Here is a 15,252-nt window from a genome sequence, read left to right as displayed (position 1 = left end):
TCGACGAGGAAGAGAGGACATCCGTCCCATGCGCTTGAGAGCGATGACCTTGATGATGGTCTTCATATCGCCGGCATTCCCGGTGCTCTTCAAGGAAAAACATGGCGACCATGACCGGCTCCAACGGAGACGACAACCTCACAGGCACCGTCGGCAACGACACCATCAACAGCGGCAACGGCGATGACAGCGTCGATGGCGGTAGCGGGAATGATTCGCTGAATGGTGGAGCGGGAAGCGACACGCTCGACGGCGGCAGCGGCAGCGACCAGCTCAACGGGGGCTCGGGGAGCGACGCACTGATCTACAACGTGAGCGAAAACCTCGCGGCGGGCACGAAGGACGTGTACACGGGCGGGTCGGGTGTCGATACGCTTGAACTCCAACTCACCAGCGCGCAGTGGCTGGAGTCTTCCACCCAGACACAAATTGCCGCCTACCTGGCGCATCTCTCCGCTGTCACCAACGCCAGGACGGGTGAGGTTTCCAATGGCTCGGCCAGCGATTTCGTCTTTAGCTTCGGGTCGTCCACGCTGACGGTCCAGATGACGGAAGTCTTGAGAATCCTCGTGGACGGCATCGAACAGAATCCGGCCAACGAAGCGGTGACGGCGCTGAGCGAGGTCAAGACGACGACCGAAGATGGCCCGGGGGTGCAGATCCATGTCCTGCAGAACGATCTGGTTCCCGACCTGATCAAGACTTTGGCGCTCGCCTCGGCTCCGACTCACGGAACGGCGACCCTTGTTCAGCCGGCCATGGACAGTCCATCGACGTGGTATTTCCAGTACCAGCCCAACCTGGCTGATTTCCAGTACCTGGCCGCGGGCGAGAGCGCGACCGACACCTTCACGTACGAGGTGAAGGACGCCGACGGAAGCAGCGGTCTGGCGACGGTGACCATCACCATCGCCGGCACCAACGACGTGCCGGTGATTGGCGGGGTAGTCAGCGGCGCCGTAAGCGAGGACGACTCGACGCCGAATCTGAGCACCAGCGGCGTGTTGGCGATTGCCGATGTCGATCAAGGACAGTCCAACTTCACGCCTCAGGCAAGCACGGCTGGCAGCAACGGCTACGGCAGCTTCAGCTTGCTGGCTGATGGCAGCTGGAGCTACACCGCCGACAACAGCCAAGCAGCGATCCAACAGTTGGGCGCGGGCCAGTCGATCAGCGACAGCTTCACTGCCGTGTCGTTCGACGGCACAGCCAGCCAGCTCGTGACCGTGACCATCACCGGCACCAACGACGTGCCGGTGATCGGTGGGGTGGCAAGCGGTGCGGTAAGCGAGGATGACTCGACGCCGAACCTGAGCACCAGCGGTGCGCTGACGATTGCCGATATCGACCAGGGCCAGTCCAGCTTCACGGCCCAGGCCGGCACCGCCGGCAGCAACGGCTATGGCAGCTTCACGCTGGCGGCGGACGGTAACTGGAGCTACACGGCCAACAACAACCAAAGCGCAATTCAACAGTTGGGCGCCGGCCAGTCGATCAGCGACAGTTTCACGGCGACGTCGTCCGACGGCACGGCCAGCCAGCTCGTGACGGTAACTATCAGCGGCACCAACGACGTGCCGGTGATCGGTGGGGTGGCAAGTGGTGCGGTGAGCGAGGATGACTCGACGCCGAACCTGAGCACCAGCGGTGCGCTGACGATTGCCGATGTCGATCAAGGCCAGTCGAGCTTCGCGACCCAGGCCGGCACCGCCGGCAGCAACGGCTATGGCAGCTTCAGCCTGCTGGCCGACGGGAGCTGGAGCTATACGGCCAACAACAGTCAGGCCGCGATCCAACAGCTGGGCGCCGGCCAGTCGATCAGCGACAGCTTCACGGCGACGTCGTTCGACGGCACGGCCAGCCAGCTCGTGACCGTGACCATCACCGGCACCAACGACGTGCCGGTGATCGGTGGGGTGGCAAGTGGTGCGGTGAGCGAGGATGACTCGACGCCGAACCTGAGCACCAGCGGTGCGCTGACGATTGCCGATGTCGATCAAGGCCAGTCGAGCTTCGCGACCCAGGCCGGCACCGTCGGCAGCAACGGCTATGGCAGCTTCAGCCTGCTGGCCGACGGGAGCTGGAGCTACACAGCCAACAATAGCCAAAGTGCGATCCAGCAGCTGGGTGCGGGGCAGTCGATCAGTGACAGCTTCACCGCAGTCTCCTTTGACGGCACGGCGAGCCAAGTGGTGACGGTGACCATCACCGGCACCAACGACGTGCCGGTGATCGGTGGCGTCGCAAGCGGCGCGGTGAGCGAGGATGACTCGACGCCGAACCTGAGCAGCGGCGGCACGCTCGCCATCGCCGATGTCGATGCAGGCCAATCCAACTTCGCGCCCCAAGCAAGCACTGCCGGCAGCAACGGCCATGGCAGCTTTAGCTTGCTGGCTGATGGCAGCTGGAGCTACACGGCTGACAACAGCCAAGCAGCGATCCAGCAGCTGGGTGCCGGCCAATCGATCAGCGACAGCTTCATCGCAGTCTCGTCCGATGGCACGGCGAGCCAAGTGGTGACCATGACCATCACCGGTACCAACGACGTGCCGATCATCGGTGGCGTCGCAAGCAGTGCGGTGAGCGAGGACGACTCGACGCCCAACCTGAGCACCAGCGGCGTGCTGACCATTGCCGATGTCGACCAGAGCCAGTCCAGCTTCGAGGCCCAGGCCGGCACCGCCGGCAGCAACGGCTACGGCAGCTTCAGCTTGCTGGCTGATGGCAGCTGGAGCTACACGGCTGACAACAGCCAAGTAGCGATCCAACAGCTGGGCGCGGGCCAGTCGATCAGCGACAGCTTCACGGCGGTGTCGTTCGACGGCACGGCCAGCCAGCTCGTGACGGTGACCGTCACCGGTACCAACGACGTGCCGGTGATCGGTGGCGTGGCCAGTGGTGCGGTGAGCGAGGATGGCGCGACGCCGAACCTGAGCACCAGCGGTACGCTGAGCATCGCCGATGTCGACCAAGGCCAGTCGAGCTTCGCGACCCAGGCCGGCACCGCCGGCAGCAACGGCTACGGCAGCTTCAGCTTGCTGGCCGATGGGAGCTGGAGCTATACGGCCAACAACAGTCAGGCCGCGATCCAGCAGCTGGGCGCCGGCGAGTCGATCAGCGACAGCTTCACGGCGATGTCGTCCGACGGCACGGCCAGCCAAGTGGTGACGGTGACCATCAACGGAACCAACGACGTGCCGGTGATCGGTGGGGTAGTCAGCGGCGCGGTGCAAGAAGATGTGGGCGTCATCGGCAGCAACCTTGCGACCAGTGGTGCGCTGACGGTTGCCGATGTCGACCAAGGTCAGTCCAACTTCACGCCTCAGGCAAGCACCGTTGGCAGCAACGGCTACGGCAGCTTCACGCTGGCGGCTGATGGCAGCTGGGGCTACACGGCCAGCAACGGCCAAAGCGCAATTCAGCAGTTGGGTGCTGGTCAATCGATCAGCGACAGCTTCACCGCAGTCTCCTCAGACGGTACAGCCAGCCAGCTCGTGACCGTGACCATCACCGGTACCAACGACGTGCCGGTCATCGGTGGGGTGGCAATTGGCGCGGTGCAGGAAGATGTGGGCGTGGTCGGCAGCAACCTTGCGACGAGCGGTGTGCTGACCATTGCCGATGTCGATACAGGCCAATCCAACTTCGCGCCCCAAGCAAGCACTGCCGGCAGCAACGGCCATGGCAGCTTTAGCTTGCTGGCTGATGGCAGCTGGAGCTACACGGCTGACAACAGCCAAGCAGCGATCCAGCAGCTGGGTGCCGGCCAGTCGATCAGCGACAGCTTCATCGCAGTCTCGTCCGATGGCACGGCGAGCCAAGTGGTGACCGTGACCATCACCGGTACCAACGACGTGCCGATCATCGGTGGCGTCGCAAGCAGTGCGGTGAGCGAGGACGACTCGACGCCCAACCTGAGCACCAGCGGGGTGCTGACCATTGCCGATGTCGACCAGGGCCAGTCCAGCTTCGAGGCCCAGGCCGGCACCGCCGGCAGCAACGGCTACGGCAGCTTCAGCTTGCTGGCTGATGGCAGCTGGAGCTACACGGCTGACAACAGCCAAGTAGCGATCCAACAGCTAGGCGCGGGCCAGTCGATCAGCGACAGTTTCACGGCGACGTCGTCCGACGGCACGGCCAGCCGGCTGGTCACAGTCACCATCAACGGCACCAACGATGCGCCGGTCCTGAGTGCTGCCGCGACACCGGTCCTGGCATCGGTCAACGAGGATGCGGGCGCACCGGCTGGCGCCGTCGGCACGCTCGTGTCCAGCCTGGTGAATCTCAACCCGCCGGCCGGCGGTCTCGACAACGTGACCGATGCAGACAACGGCGCCATCACCGGCATTGCGCTGACGGGTGTGAATAGCGCCAATGGGACTTGGTGGTATTCCACCAATGGAGGGAGCGACTGGACGGCGGTCGGTGCAGTTTCGGACACCTCCGCGCTGCTGCTGGCTGCCGACACGAACACGCGCGTCTACTTTCAGGGCGATTCCAACTTCAACGGCACCGTCAGCGACGGCATCACCTTCCGCGCCTGGGATCAAACCAGCGGTACGGCGGGCACTATGGTCACCACTGCGACCAATGGAGGCAGCTCCGCATTCTCGAGCACCACCGACACGGCCAGCATCAGTGTGGCGGCCGTCAACGACAACCCGATCCCGGCCAGCGATGTTCTCTACGTGTCGAACAGCACCACCGTGACGCTGCCGACCAGCATGCTGCTGGCCAACGACACGGACATCGACGGCGCCGCGCTCAGCGTGACCGCGATCAGCGTTGTCACGGGAACATTGGCCACCCCGGTCACCATCAACCCCAACGGGACCTTCTCGTTCACGACGGGGGCGACCGGTGGCACCGTCGCCAGTCCGACCGTCGTCACGCTCAGCTACACGCTCGGCGATGGCGCCAGTGGAACTGCGACCGGCTCTATCACGCTGAACGTGCTGGACACGACCTCGGGTGGGAATATTGTCAACCTCACAGGTGTCGCGAGCTACCAAGGCTCCTATATCGACGGCAAGGCGGGCGGTGATACCTTGAGCGACGGGGCGTTCCAATCGGTTCTCGTCGGTAGCGGTGGCAATGATGGGTTGAACGGCAATGCGGGATCGGACCTGCTGATTGGTGGCGACAACGTGGACACCCTCAGCGGCGGTGCCGGCAACGATGTTCTGCGTGGGGGTAGCAACAATGACACTATCGACGGCGGGACCGGCACGGAGGATCTGATCGACTTCTCGGACGCGTCCGGCGCGGCCGGCATCACCTTTACGCTGACTCAATCCAGCAGCGACACGACCTTCAATACACCCTCAGCGGCCGGCCTCGGAAATGACACCTACCGGAACATCGAGGGCGTCATCGGAACTGCCAGCGCCGACACCCTGAGCGGCAGCGCCTCGAACGACATCCTGCGCGGCGGCGCCGGCAGCGACACGCTCGACGGCGCCGGCGGCGCAGGAGACCTGCTCGACTTCTCGGACGGCACGGCCGGCCTCACGTTCACGCTGACACAAGGCAGCAGCGCGACGAGCTTCAATGCCAGCGCCGCCGGGCTCGGCTCCGACACCTACAAGAACTTCGAGGGCGTCATCGGCACGGCCTTCGCCGACACGATCACCGGCTCGGCATTGGCCGACCAGTTGCGCGGCGGCGGCGGCAACGATGCGATCGACGGCCTCGGCGGCGACGACCGGATCGTCGGCGGGACGGGTGCCGACACGCTCACCGGCGGCGCCGACAACGACACCTTCGTCTTCGACTCGGCGCCGAACGCCGTGGACGCCATCTCCGACTTCGACGCCTCGGGGTCGGCACCGAGCGGCGACCTGATCGAGCTGTCGCTCGGAACCTTCACGGCCCTCTCGACCGCGAGCGGCAGCACGCTGTCGGCGACCGAGTTCGCATCCTTGGACGGCGGCGGTGCCGGAGACGCAGTGGGCTCGGGCGTGCACGTGATCTACGACAGCGCGACCGGCAACCTGTACTACGACGCGGACGGCCTCAGCGCCGCCAACCGCACGCTGGTGGCGACGCTGACGCAGAGCAATCCGCTGGATACGTTCGACAACAACGACATCAAGGTCGGCGCGTGACTTCCTGCCGTTCGCCAGCCGGCGCGGGTGGCATGAAGCCTCTTTTTCAGCTTCTCAGGCGACCGCTCTTTTTCGTCGCGGGCTTCTCCTTCTTCGTCAACCTGCTGCTGCTCGCCCCCGCGCTGTTCATGCTGCAGGTATTCGACCGCGTGCTGACGAGCCAAAGCCAGGAAACGCTGCTGGTCCTGTTGCTCGGCGTGGCCGTGGCCCTCGGCCTGATGCTGATGCTGGACTACCTGCGCAGCCGCCTGCAGGGCGTCGCCGGCCATCTGGTCGCCGAGCAGTTGTCCCCGACCGTGGCCAAGGTCATGCTGGCCCGCTCGGCGCGGCGCGCGGAGCGGGCGCCGTCAGAAGGGCTGCGCGACGTCGCGGCACTGCGCAACCTGTTTTCCGCCCAGGGCTTGCTGGCGCTGTTCGACACGCCCTGGGCATTCGTCTACGTCGCCGTCATCTGGCTGGCGCATCCGGTGCTGGGCATGGCGGCCGCCGGTGCGTCGCTGCTGATGCTCGTCCTTGCCGTGGTGAACGACCGTGCGACGCGCCGCGACATCGAAGCGCTGCAAAAGGAAGCTGCGAGGGCCACGCGCTACCTCGAAGCCTCGATGCAGAACGCCGAGCTGGCGCAGTCGCTCGGGATGGGCGACGCGCTGATCGGGCGCTGGCGACAACTCAACGCTGGCGTCACCGCGCTGCAGGGCCCGACCGCGCGCAAGTCGGTGGCGATGGCGGCACTCACGCGGACCACGCGCCAGGCGGTCCAGGTGCTGCTGCAGGCACTCGGCGCCTACCTCGTCATCACGGGCGAAGGCACGCCCGGCATCCTCGTGGCCTGCACCATCCTGCTGGGCCGGGCGCTGGCGCCGGTCGAACAGGTGGTGGGGAGCTGGCGGGTGCTGGCCGAGGGACGTCTCGCCTTCGCGCGCCTGTCGGAGCTGCTGGGCGCCGCCGAGCGCCAGCCGGAACGCATGACGCTGCCGGCCCCGACCGGCCGCCTGGATGCGCGGGGCCTGGTGTTCCGGCCGCCACAGAGCGAGCGGATGATTCTTGCCGGCGTGTCGCTGAGCCTGGAGCCCGGCGAGTCGCTGGCCATCACGGGCGCAAGCGGCGCCGGCAAGTCGACCCTGGTGCGCCTGTTGACGGGCCTGTGGAAGCCCAACGCCGGCGTCGTGCGGCTGGACCACGTCGACCTCGCGCAATGGCCGCGCGAGGAACTCGGCCCCTGGCTCGGCTACGTGCCTCAGGACGTCGAGCTGTTCGCCGGCACCGTTGCCGACAACATCGCGCGGCTGGGCGAAGTCGACCCGGACAAGGTCGTGCACGCAGCCGAGCGTGCCGGCGTGCATGAGCTGATCCTGACACTGCCCGAGGGCTACGACACCGTGATCGACGCCATGGGCGTGATGCTGTCGCCGGGCCAGCGCCAGCGCATTGCACTGGCACGCGCCCTGTATGGAAACCCGAAACTGCTGGTGCTGGACGAACCCAATTCCAACCTGGACGGGGCCGGCGAACTCGCGCTCGGTGAGGCGCTGAAGGCGCTGCGCGGGCAGGTCACGGTGATCGTCGTCACGCACCGCAGCACGCTGGTGCAGCACATGGACAAGCTGCTGGTGCTGGAAGCCGGTCGTGTGCAGCAGTATGGACCCGTGGCGGAGGTCATGCAGACGATCAAGCGAGCGGGCCAGAACACTGGCGGTGGCCAGGTGGTGGCGATGCCGCCGCGCCCTGCGGAGAAGGTGTCATGAACAACGCGGCGCATGCCATCGCGGCCAATGATCCCCTGGCGCTTCATGTGCGCGACGCGCGTCGCCTGACGCACTGGGGCATGGCCGTGCTTGTCTGCGGACTGCTGCCGGCAGCCGCCTGGATGAGCTTCGCGCCGCTGTCGTCCGCCGTGGTGGCGCAGGCGTACGTGAAGGTGGACCTGAACCGGCGCCCGGTGCAGCATGCCGAAGGGGGCATCGTGCGCGAAGTACTGGTGCGCGATGGCCAGCGCGTGCGGCAGGGAGAGCCGTTGCTGGTGCTGGGCGACGTGTCGGTGGATGCCGACAGGAACCGGCTGGACCATCGCGTCAAGACCGAGCGCGCGAGCCTGGCGCGACTCGACGCCGAGCAGACCATGGCGCGCGCGATCACCTTCCCGCCGGACGTGATCGAGACCGCGGCAAACGATCCGCGCCTGGCCGAGCAGCTGGCGAAAGAACGCTCGCTGTTCGATGCGCGGCGCGATGCGCTCGTGGGACAGGTGCGCTTGCTGCGTTCGCAGCGCGAAAAGGTCGCTGAAGAAATCGTCGCGCTGCGCGCGCAGATCGCGCAGGCGAGCGAGTCGATGAAATTCCAGAAGAACGATCTCGAGACCAACCGGAAGCTGCTCAAGGACGGCTTCATCTCGGCCACCCGCATCGCCCAGCTGGAAGGCACCGTGGCCGACTACGGCGTGAAGATCGAGGAACGGCGCGCGGAGCTGGCGCGCGCCGAGCAGCGCACGGTCGATGCCGATCTGCGCATCCGCTCGCTCGAGAGCGACTACCGCCAGCATGCGAGCGACCAGCTGAAGGTCACGGCGGCGCGGCTGTCCGAGATCGAGCAGGAGCGGCGCAAGTCGCTCGATGCGTCGGCGCGCCAGGTGATCACGGCCCCGGCCAGCGGCGAAATCATCGACCTGAAGTATTCGACGCCCGGTTCGGTGATCCCGCCGCGCGAGACGATTGCTGACGTTGTACCGGACGACACCCGGCTGGTGACCGATGCGCGCGTTCGCACCGAGGACATTGGCCGGATCCATCGTGGCCAGGCAGCCGACATCCGTTTCACCGCATTCACGTACCGCACCACGCAGCTGGTGCGTGGCAAGGTGGTCTACGTTTCGGCCGACCGCCTGATCGATCGCGCGACCAATGCCCCTTACTACTCGGTGCTGGTCGAGGCCGACCCGGCTTCATTGGCGACGGCAGGGGACCTGAAACTGCTGGCCGGCATGCCGGCCGAGATCTACGTCAAGGGAGACGAGCGCACGCCACTTCAATACCTGGTGGAGCCGGTCACGCAGGTGCTGCGCCGCGCCGTGCGGGAGCGTTGATGAAGAATAGCCGGCTGCCGGCGGCTTAGTTCGCCGTCGGCGGTGCGGGCCGCTCGTGGCCGTACCAGCGCGCCAGCAGCCGCGCCACCGCGCGCGAACGCTGCGTGTCCCGGCCCCAGCGCCGGCCGGCCGGCAGATGCCGCAGCCAGCGCATGCGGCGTGCCGCCAGGGCCAGCCGCTCGCGCACCTCGTCGCTTTCATCTGCCATCGCCGCGTGCCAGCGCGCACCGGCCGCCTGCGGCGAAGCCGCGCGCACCAGCATGGCGGTGGAATGCAGGTAGCTGAGCCAGTCGCGTACCTGGCATTCGGCCAGCGGCAAGGTCTCGCCCGGATCGTCCTCGAAATCGATGTAGCCGATGACGCCGTCCGGGCATTGCACGAGGTTGCGATCGAAGGCCTGGCTCAGGTAGGCGCCGTGCGCATGGACGGTGGCGATGGCGGCCAGGCCTTCGCGCCAGACCGAGAGCAGTGCGACCGGGCCCGCAGCCGCGGCCTGGTCGAGCCGTTCCTGCAGCACCACCGGCGGCCGGCCGCTCTCGCCGAGGTCGGAGATCAGCAGGCCGTCGGGCTGCTGGGCCAGCACCGCCGGCACGCGCAGGCCCGCCGCGCCCAGCACGCGCAGGCGCCGCGCCTCGGTGGCGATGGCCGCCTCGCCGCCCGGATTGGGCACCGGCGTCAGCACGTCCAGCCGCAGCAGGCCGGCGACCGCCGCCATCAGGTGGTAGCCCAGCTTGCCGTGGGGCGGGCCGGCCTTCTTGAGCCAGACGCGCTCGCTGCCGAGACGATGGCTGGCCACCGCCTTCTGCTGCTGCGGCAGCATGGTGCGCAGGAATTCCGCGTAATCGCCGGGTTCCAGCGGCGGCGTGCTCGCCTCCAGCGGCGCCGGCGCCGAAGCCTGGCCCTTGCGCGTCTGCACGCGCGTACCTCGTTTGACAGGGTTCATGAGGCTGGCAGGCTGGCGATCAGGCCGAGCGCGCACAGCGCAAAGGCGCTGTAACGCGTCGGAAACGACGGAATCGTCGGTGTTGAAATGGTGAGTCCCCCAAAGCCTTGCTGCATCATAGAGGGCTGCAGCCGCAACGCCATGACGACCATCGACTCCCCGACGCCCGCCTCCTCGCCCGACAACGCACCCCTTCGCCCCGACGATTTCGACGCCCTCGACCAGGCGCTCGACGCCATGCGCGAGCACGACGACGAGATTCCGCAATGGGAGTTCTGCGAGGGCTTCATGGCCGCGCTGGTGTGCACGCGCCGGCCCATCGAGCCGGCCGAATACTGGCCGGTTCTGCTGGGCGAGGGCTTCGTGCCGGCGCAGCACATGGAATTCGTCTGGCGCTGGAAGCGGCGCTGGCGCGAGATCGAAACCGGGCTCGACGCCGACGTGCAGTCGCTCGACGACGAACGCACCTGGCAGCCTGAAGTGCTGGACACGCGCGGCGCGATCGCGTCGCTGCCCGAGGAGGAGCGCGCCGGGATGGAGGGCGAGGCCATCCCGTCCTTTGCGCAGGTCTGGGCGCTCGGCTTCATGTTCGCGGTCGAGAACTGGCCCGAGGACTGGGCGCCGCCGCGCGACAAGGAGGCGGCGCAGATGCTCGACGAGGCGCTCGACACCATCGTCACCCTGACCGAGGACGACCGCGCGAAACCCGAGGTTTCGATGTACAGCGAAGACGGCCCGCCGAGCGTGAGCCAGCAGCGCGTGGACGATTTCGGTGCCGCGATCTGGGCCGTGTACGACCTGCGCCAGCTCTGGCGCAGCATGGGCCCGCGCGTGGAGACGATCCGCAAGGAAGCGACTCCTGGTCGGAACGACCCCTGCCCCTGCGGCAGCGGAAAAAAATACAAGAAATGTCACGGTGCCAGTTGAGCTGACCTCGCGCCGCGCCTGGGGCATGGTGCTGGCGCTGTGCACCGCCTTCGCCTTGAGCCAGGCCTACCGCACGGTGGGCGCGATCATGGCCGGGCAGCTGCAGGCGGATTTCAAGCTCTCGGCGCAGGCGCTGGGCGTTTTCTCGGGCTCTTTCCACTTTGCCTTCGGCGCGATGCAGCTCTTGATGGGCATCGGCATCGATCTGTACGGCGTGCGCCGCACGGTCTTGACGGCCTTTCCGCTCGCCATCGTCGGCGCGGTGGTGTCGGCGCTGTCCTCCGACTACCTCGTGCTGGTGGCCGGCCAGGTGCTGATCGGCGTCGGCTGCGCGCCGGCCTTCCTGGTGTGCACGGTGTTCATCGCGCGGCACTTTCCGGCCGCGCGCTTCGCCTCGGTTTCGGGGCTGGTGCTTGGCATCGGCGGCGTGGGCATGCTCGCGACCGGCACGCCGCTCGCGTGGCTGGTGCAGGCGCATTCGTGGCGCGCGGGCTTCGTCGTGCTCGGCGCGGCTTCGGTGCTGGCCTGGCTGGCGATCCTGCTGTGGGTGCGCGAGCCGGCACGCGAAGGCTCGCAGCCGAAGGAGTCGGTGCCGGCGGCGCTGCGCCAGTTCGGCACGCTGTTCGCGATGCCGCACACGCTGGGCATCCTGCTGCTCGGCGCCGTGACCTATGCCGCCTTCATCTCGCTTCGCGGGCTGTGGCTCGGGCCGCTGCTGGTCGAGCGCCATGGCTACTCGCTGGTGCAGAGCGGCAACGTGGCGTTGATCGTTTCCGTCATTTCGCTCGTCGGTCCGCCGCTGTTCGGCCGGTTGGACCGCGACGGCCCGGCACGGCGCCGCCGGATCGTGGCGTGCAGCCTCGCGTATGCGGGCTTGTTCGCCATCATCGCCTTCCTGAACGCGGCCTGGATCGACATCGCGGCCACCATGCTGATCGGCCTCATTTCCGGCTTCATCGTCTGGCAATACGCCGACGTGCGGGGCGCCTACCCAACGGCGCTCACCGGCCGCGCGATGGCGGTGTTCACGATGGCGATGTTCCTCGGCGTGGCGCTGATGCAGTGGCTCACCGGCGTGGCGGCCTCGGTGGCCGCGGCCTATGGCATCGAGACCTTCAAGGCGGTGCTGGCCACCATCGCGGTCCTGCTGGTGGCCGGGGCGGCGGCCTTCGCCTGGCTGCCGAAACCTGGCGCGGCGCTCAGATCTTGAAGGCGCGCTGAACGTCGGGCCGCACCAGCTCGGCGTACTCGCGGTGCTTTCGGATCCAGCCCGCGATGAACTGGCACACCGGGATCACCTGCTTGCCCTGGGCCCGCGCCTCGTCGAGCACGTGCCTGGCGATGGCCGAGCCCACGCCCTTGCCTTCGTGCTCGGGCATGACCTCGGTGTGGGTGAACATCACCGCTTCGCTGAGCAGGTTGTATTCGCAATAGCCGGCGAGCTGGCCGTCGATGTGGGCCTCGTAGCGGTGCCGCTCGGGTTGGTTGGTGATCGTGATGTCGGTCATGGATTGCGGGCCATGTAGGCGGCCAGGTTCTTCGCGGCGCCGGCGCGCACCTTGTTCTTGAGCATCGGCGTCCAGCCGAGCAGCAGGCCCGGCGTGCCGAGCGCCTGGCGCGACCAGGTCCAGAAATCGAAGCGGTCGCGCTGGGTGGCGATCAGGCCTTCGGGCGTGAAGGTGAAGCTGGAGTCGATCGAGTTGTCGACGATGCGGCCGGTGGTGCTGAAGCGGTAGTGCGCATCCCAGTGCGCGCTGCCGGTGGAGGCGTCGGCCTTCACGTCGCGCCAGCTGAGCTTCCAGACATCGGCGCCCTTGGCGCGCGTGGCCTCGCAGAGCATCTTCCACATGCCGCCGACCTCGCGCACGCCCTTGAGCGAGAAGGCCTCGTCGTCGAAGCGCGCATCCGGCGCGTAGCAGGCGGCCATCGTCTCGGCATCGAGCTTCGCGAAGGCCTGGTAGAGGCGCTGGATGGTTTCTTCGTTGTGCATGGGCGGGCATCGTAGCCTAGGCTGCGCGAACCAGGTTCACCAGCGTCTGCAGCGCATGCCGCACGGTGGCGGCGCGCACCGCGGCGCGGTCGCCATCGAAGTGGCGGTGTTCGGTGTGCACGCGGCCTGCGACCGACCAGCCGAACCAGACCGTGCCGACCGGCTTCTCGGCCGTGCCGCCGGTAGGGCCGGCCACGCCGGTCACCGACACCGCGGCCTGCGCCTGCGAGCGCGCCAGCGCACCCTCGGCCATTGCGCGCGCGACCGGCTCGCTGACCGCGCCGTGCGCCGCGATCAGCGCCGCGTCGACGCCCAGCAGCTCGGTCTTCGCCGCATTGGAATATGTGACGAAGCCGCGCTCGAACCAGAGGCTGGAGCCCGACAGTTCGGTGCAGGCGCCGGCGATCAGCCCGCCGGTGCAGCTTTCGGCAGTGGCGAGCATCCAGCCCTTCTGCTGCAGCAGCTCGGCCAGGAGGCCCGCCAGCGCAGGCGTGCCGTGTTCGGATTCATTCATCGTGTAGCTACCATGCGCGCCAGGCCGCGATCACCAGCAGGGTGCAGAAGGCGGCCACCAGGTCGTCGAAGAGGATGCCGAAGCCCGCCGCGCCCCAGCGCACCGCGCCCGGTGCGCTGTCGCGCTGCTTGAACAGCTTGTCGGCCCAGCCCACCGGCCCGGGCTTGGCGGCATCGAAGAAGCGGAACAGCGCGAACGCGATGGCCTGCGCCAGCAGGCCGGCCGGCATCACCAGCCACAAGATCAGCCAGAAGGCGACCACCTCGTCCCACACGATGCTGCCCGGGTCGGCGATGTTCATGTGGCGCGCGGTCACCGTGCAGGCCCACCAGCCGATCGGCAGCGAAACGAGGATCACCCAGCCGATCGCCGGCGTCGACAGCCAGCGCTGCATGACCAGGAAGGCGACCCAGGCCCACAGCGTGCCCACCGTGCCCGGCGCGCGCCGCGGCAGGCCGGCACCGAAGCCCAGCGCGATCAGGTGCGCGGGGTGTGCGAACAGGAAGCGCAGCGTCGGGCGCTGCAGCGAAGGAACGGGCATGGCACCGGAAGTGGAAGCGGACTGCATCGACCGACAGTGTCGCGCATCTGCGGCTGCAGGAGCGCCCACTGAAGCCGCCGGACTCGGCGCTGAAAGAGAGTTGATCAGGCCGGCTGGAAGTGCTGCCGGATGCGCTGGGCCACGCCCTTGGGATTGCGACGCAGCGTGTCGGTGGAACAGGAGCCCAGGAACATGCCCTCGAGATTGAGTTCCACGCGTGAGAAATAGGTGCCCAGCGAGGCGCCGGCATCGAACAGGCAGTGCTCCAGCGAATCGAAGGCGCCGCTGCCGCTCTTGTCCTGCCCATCGGTGCCTAGAGCACTGATGCGGTAGCCATAGGCGTCCGTTCCGATGCGGTGGATTTCGATGAGGGGCTTCATTCGACAGGGGAAAAGGGCGGTGGTCGTGAACTTTTGGCTACTCGATGGTCGCCGCAACATCCCGGCGCGTAAATAGTCCATTTGGACCGGGCGAAGGCCCGGCGGACTGACGCAGAATGATTGCGCTTTCGAGATCGCACCGCCTTCATGCTGCCACCCAGAATTCTTCTCATCGACGACCACGCGCTGTTCCGCTGCGGGCTGCGCATGGTGCTTGCCGCGGGCATTGCCGATCTGGAGGTGGCGGAGGCGGCTTCGCTCGAGGAGGCCATGCGCTCGCCGATGGAGGGCCCGGCGCTGGTCCTGCTGGACATCCAGCTGCATGGGCTCAGCGGCCTGGAAGGCATCGCGCTGGTCAAGCGCAAGTGGCCGGAGGCGGCGGTGGTCATCCTCTCCTCCGACGTCGCGCACCAGAACGTCAGGCTGGCCCTGGAGCGCGGCGCGCTCGCCTTCGTGTCCAAGGCCGAGCCGGCCGACAAGATCCTCGCCGTGATCGATCAACTGCGGCGCGGCCTGCCGGTCGTGCCCGCATCGTCCTCGATGCTCGTGCCGGCAGGCGAAGCCGATGCCTCACGGCAGCTTCTGACGCCGCGCCAGAGCGAGGTGCTCGACCTGATGTGCCAGGGGCTTTCGAACAAGGTGATCGGGCGCCGGCTCAATCTCTCGGAGAACACGGTGCGCGGCCACGTGCAGGCGGTGCTCGCGGCGCTGCAGGTGTCGAGCCGCTCGGAAGCCGGCTTCGCCGCGCGGCGCAGGGGCCTGGTTTCCTAA

Annotated in this window: 13 protein-coding genes; 6 read left to right on the top strand and 7 right to left on the bottom strand. The window is 67.4% G+C overall.

The genetic code is table 11. From position 1 onward, the window contains the following. Positions 1–101: 101 nt before the first annotated feature. Genes ACSQ86_RS27050 through ACSQ86_RS27040 form a run of 3 tightly spaced genes read left to right on the top strand, consistent with a single transcriptional unit; the run spans position 102 to position 9,186 of the window. The gene (locus ACSQ86_RS27050) at positions 102–6,107 is read left to right on the top strand and encodes a VCBS domain-containing protein (RefSeq protein WP_436309973.1); all 6,006 of its coding nucleotides are present in this window, start codon (positions 102–104) and stop codon (positions 6,105–6,107) included. 32 nt (positions 6,108–6,139) lie between these two features. Further along, positions 6,140–7,852, top strand: coding sequence for a type I secretion system permease/ATPase (locus tag ACSQ86_RS27045; protein WP_436309972.1), 1,713 nt, complete (start codon positions 6,140–6,142; stop codon positions 7,850–7,852). Continuing rightward, a complete protein-coding gene (locus ACSQ86_RS27040; protein WP_436305833.1) occupies positions 7,849–9,186 on the top strand; it encodes an HlyD family type I secretion periplasmic adaptor subunit in 1,338 nt (445 codons plus the stop codon). Before ACSQ86_RS27045 ends, ACSQ86_RS27040 begins: the two co-directional genes overlap by 4 nt. A gap of 25 nt (positions 9,187–9,211) precedes the next feature. Here ACSQ86_RS27040 and ACSQ86_RS27035 read toward each other — a convergent pair whose 3' ends face one another. Then, positions 9,212–10,129 (bottom strand): hypothetical protein, encoded by a 918-nt coding sequence (locus tag ACSQ86_RS27035; RefSeq protein WP_436305832.1) that lies wholly within the window; start codon positions 10,127–10,129, stop codon positions 9,212–9,214. Next, positions 10,126–10,281: a hypothetical protein gene (locus ACSQ86_RS27030; RefSeq protein WP_436309971.1), complete on the bottom strand. Its 156-nt coding sequence runs from the start codon at positions 10,279–10,281 to the stop codon at positions 10,126–10,128. The genes ACSQ86_RS27035 and ACSQ86_RS27030 overlap by 4 nt, the downstream gene beginning before the upstream one ends. On the opposite strand from ACSQ86_RS27030, the gene ACSQ86_RS27025 reads away from it, so the two are divergent. Together ACSQ86_RS27025 and ACSQ86_RS27020 are read left to right on the top strand one after the other, a co-directional pair. Next, positions 10,271–11,056 carry a UPF0149 family protein gene (locus ACSQ86_RS27025; protein ID WP_436305831.1) on the top strand — a complete coding sequence of 262 codons (786 nt, stop codon included), beginning with the start codon at positions 10,271–10,273 and terminating at the stop codon, positions 11,054–11,056. The two genes, ACSQ86_RS27030 and ACSQ86_RS27025, sit on opposite strands and share 11 nt — an antisense overlap. 25 nt (positions 11,057–11,081) lie before the next feature. Continuing rightward, a complete protein-coding gene (locus ACSQ86_RS27020) occupies positions 11,082–12,266 on the top strand; it encodes an MFS transporter (protein ID WP_436310311.1) in 1,185 nt (394 codons plus the stop codon). On the opposite strand, the gene ACSQ86_RS27015 is transcribed toward ACSQ86_RS27020, so the two are convergent. From ACSQ86_RS27015 to ACSQ86_RS26995, 5 genes are all read right to left on the bottom strand, one after another. Further along, a complete protein-coding gene (locus ACSQ86_RS27015) occupies positions 12,256–12,564 on the bottom strand; it encodes a GNAT family N-acetyltransferase (protein WP_093110016.1) in 309 nt (102 codons plus the stop codon). The two genes, ACSQ86_RS27020 and ACSQ86_RS27015, sit on opposite strands and share 11 nt — an antisense overlap. Then, positions 12,561–13,046, bottom strand: coding sequence for a nuclear transport factor 2 family protein (locus ACSQ86_RS27010; RefSeq protein WP_436309970.1), 486 nt, complete (start codon positions 13,044–13,046; stop codon positions 12,561–12,563). The genes ACSQ86_RS27015 and ACSQ86_RS27010 overlap by 4 nt, the downstream gene beginning before the upstream one ends. A gap of 16 nt (positions 13,047–13,062) precedes the next feature. Next, entirely contained in the window at positions 13,063–13,560 is a 498-nt protein-coding gene (locus ACSQ86_RS27005; RefSeq protein ID WP_436309969.1) for a CinA family protein, read from the bottom strand. 7 nt (positions 13,561–13,567) lie between these two features. After that, positions 13,568–14,101 (bottom strand): phosphatidylglycerophosphatase A family protein, encoded by a 534-nt coding sequence (locus ACSQ86_RS27000; protein ID WP_436292192.1) that lies wholly within the window; start codon positions 14,099–14,101, stop codon positions 13,568–13,570. A 104-nt stretch (positions 14,102–14,205) separates the two neighbouring features. Continuing rightward, positions 14,206–14,481 (bottom strand): hypothetical protein, encoded by a 276-nt coding sequence (locus ACSQ86_RS26995; RefSeq protein WP_093110019.1) that lies wholly within the window; start codon positions 14,479–14,481, stop codon positions 14,206–14,208. A gap of 147 nt (positions 14,482–14,628) precedes the next feature. Between ACSQ86_RS26995 and ACSQ86_RS26990 the strand changes: the two genes are divergently transcribed. Then, positions 14,629–15,252, top strand: a complete 624-nt coding sequence (locus ACSQ86_RS26990; protein ID WP_436305827.1) for a response regulator — start codon at positions 14,629–14,631, stop codon at positions 15,250–15,252.

Origin of the sequence: Variovorax sp. LjRoot130 (assembly GCF_964253755.1) — a bacterium.
GTDB lineage: Bacteria > Pseudomonadota > Gammaproteobacteria > Burkholderiales > Burkholderiaceae_C > Variovorax.
This window is presented reverse-complemented; position numbering and strand designations above follow the sequence as displayed.

Excerpts from the sequence above, each read along its gene's own strand:
- ACSQ86_RS27005 (WP_436309969.1), bottom strand. The coding sequence starts at position 13,560 with ATGAATGAATCCGAACACGGCACGCCTGCGCTGGCGGGCCTCCTGGCC.
- ACSQ86_RS27030 (WP_436309971.1), bottom strand. The coding sequence starts at position 10,281 with ATGGTCGTCATGGCGTTGCGGCTGCAGCCCTCTATGATGCAGCAAGGC.
- ACSQ86_RS26995 (WP_093110019.1), bottom strand. The coding sequence starts at position 14,481 with ATGAAGCCCCTCATCGAAATCCACCGCATCGGAACGGACGCCTATGGC.
- ACSQ86_RS27035 (WP_436305832.1), bottom strand. The coding sequence starts at position 10,129 with ATGAACCCTGTCAAACGAGGTACGCGCGTGCAGACGCGCAAGGGCCAG.
- ACSQ86_RS27020 (WP_436310311.1), top strand. The coding sequence starts at position 11,082 with ATGGTGCTGGCGCTGTGCACCGCCTTCGCCTTGAGCCAGGCCTACCGC.
- ACSQ86_RS27025 (WP_436305831.1), top strand. The coding sequence starts at position 10,271 with ATGACGACCATCGACTCCCCGACGCCCGCCTCCTCGCCCGACAACGCA.
- ACSQ86_RS27040 (WP_436305833.1), top strand. The coding sequence starts at position 7,849 with ATGAACAACGCGGCGCATGCCATCGCGGCCAATGATCCCCTGGCGCTT.
- ACSQ86_RS27000 (WP_436292192.1), bottom strand. The coding sequence starts at position 14,101 with ATGCCCGTTCCTTCGCTGCAGCGCCCGACGCTGCGCTTCCTGTTCGCA.
- ACSQ86_RS27015 (WP_093110016.1), bottom strand. The coding sequence starts at position 12,564 with ATGACCGACATCACGATCACCAACCAACCCGAGCGGCACCGCTACGAG.
- ACSQ86_RS27050 (WP_436309973.1), top strand. The coding sequence starts at position 102 with ATGGCGACCATGACCGGCTCCAACGGAGACGACAACCTCACAGGCACC.
- ACSQ86_RS27010 (WP_436309970.1), bottom strand. The coding sequence starts at position 13,046 with ATGCACAACGAAGAAACCATCCAGCGCCTCTACCAGGCCTTCGCGAAG.
- ACSQ86_RS26990 (WP_436305827.1), top strand. The coding sequence starts at position 14,629 with ATGCTGCCACCCAGAATTCTTCTCATCGACGACCACGCGCTGTTCCGC.
- ACSQ86_RS27045 (WP_436309972.1), top strand. The coding sequence starts at position 6,140 with ATGAAGCCTCTTTTTCAGCTTCTCAGGCGACCGCTCTTTTTCGTCGCG.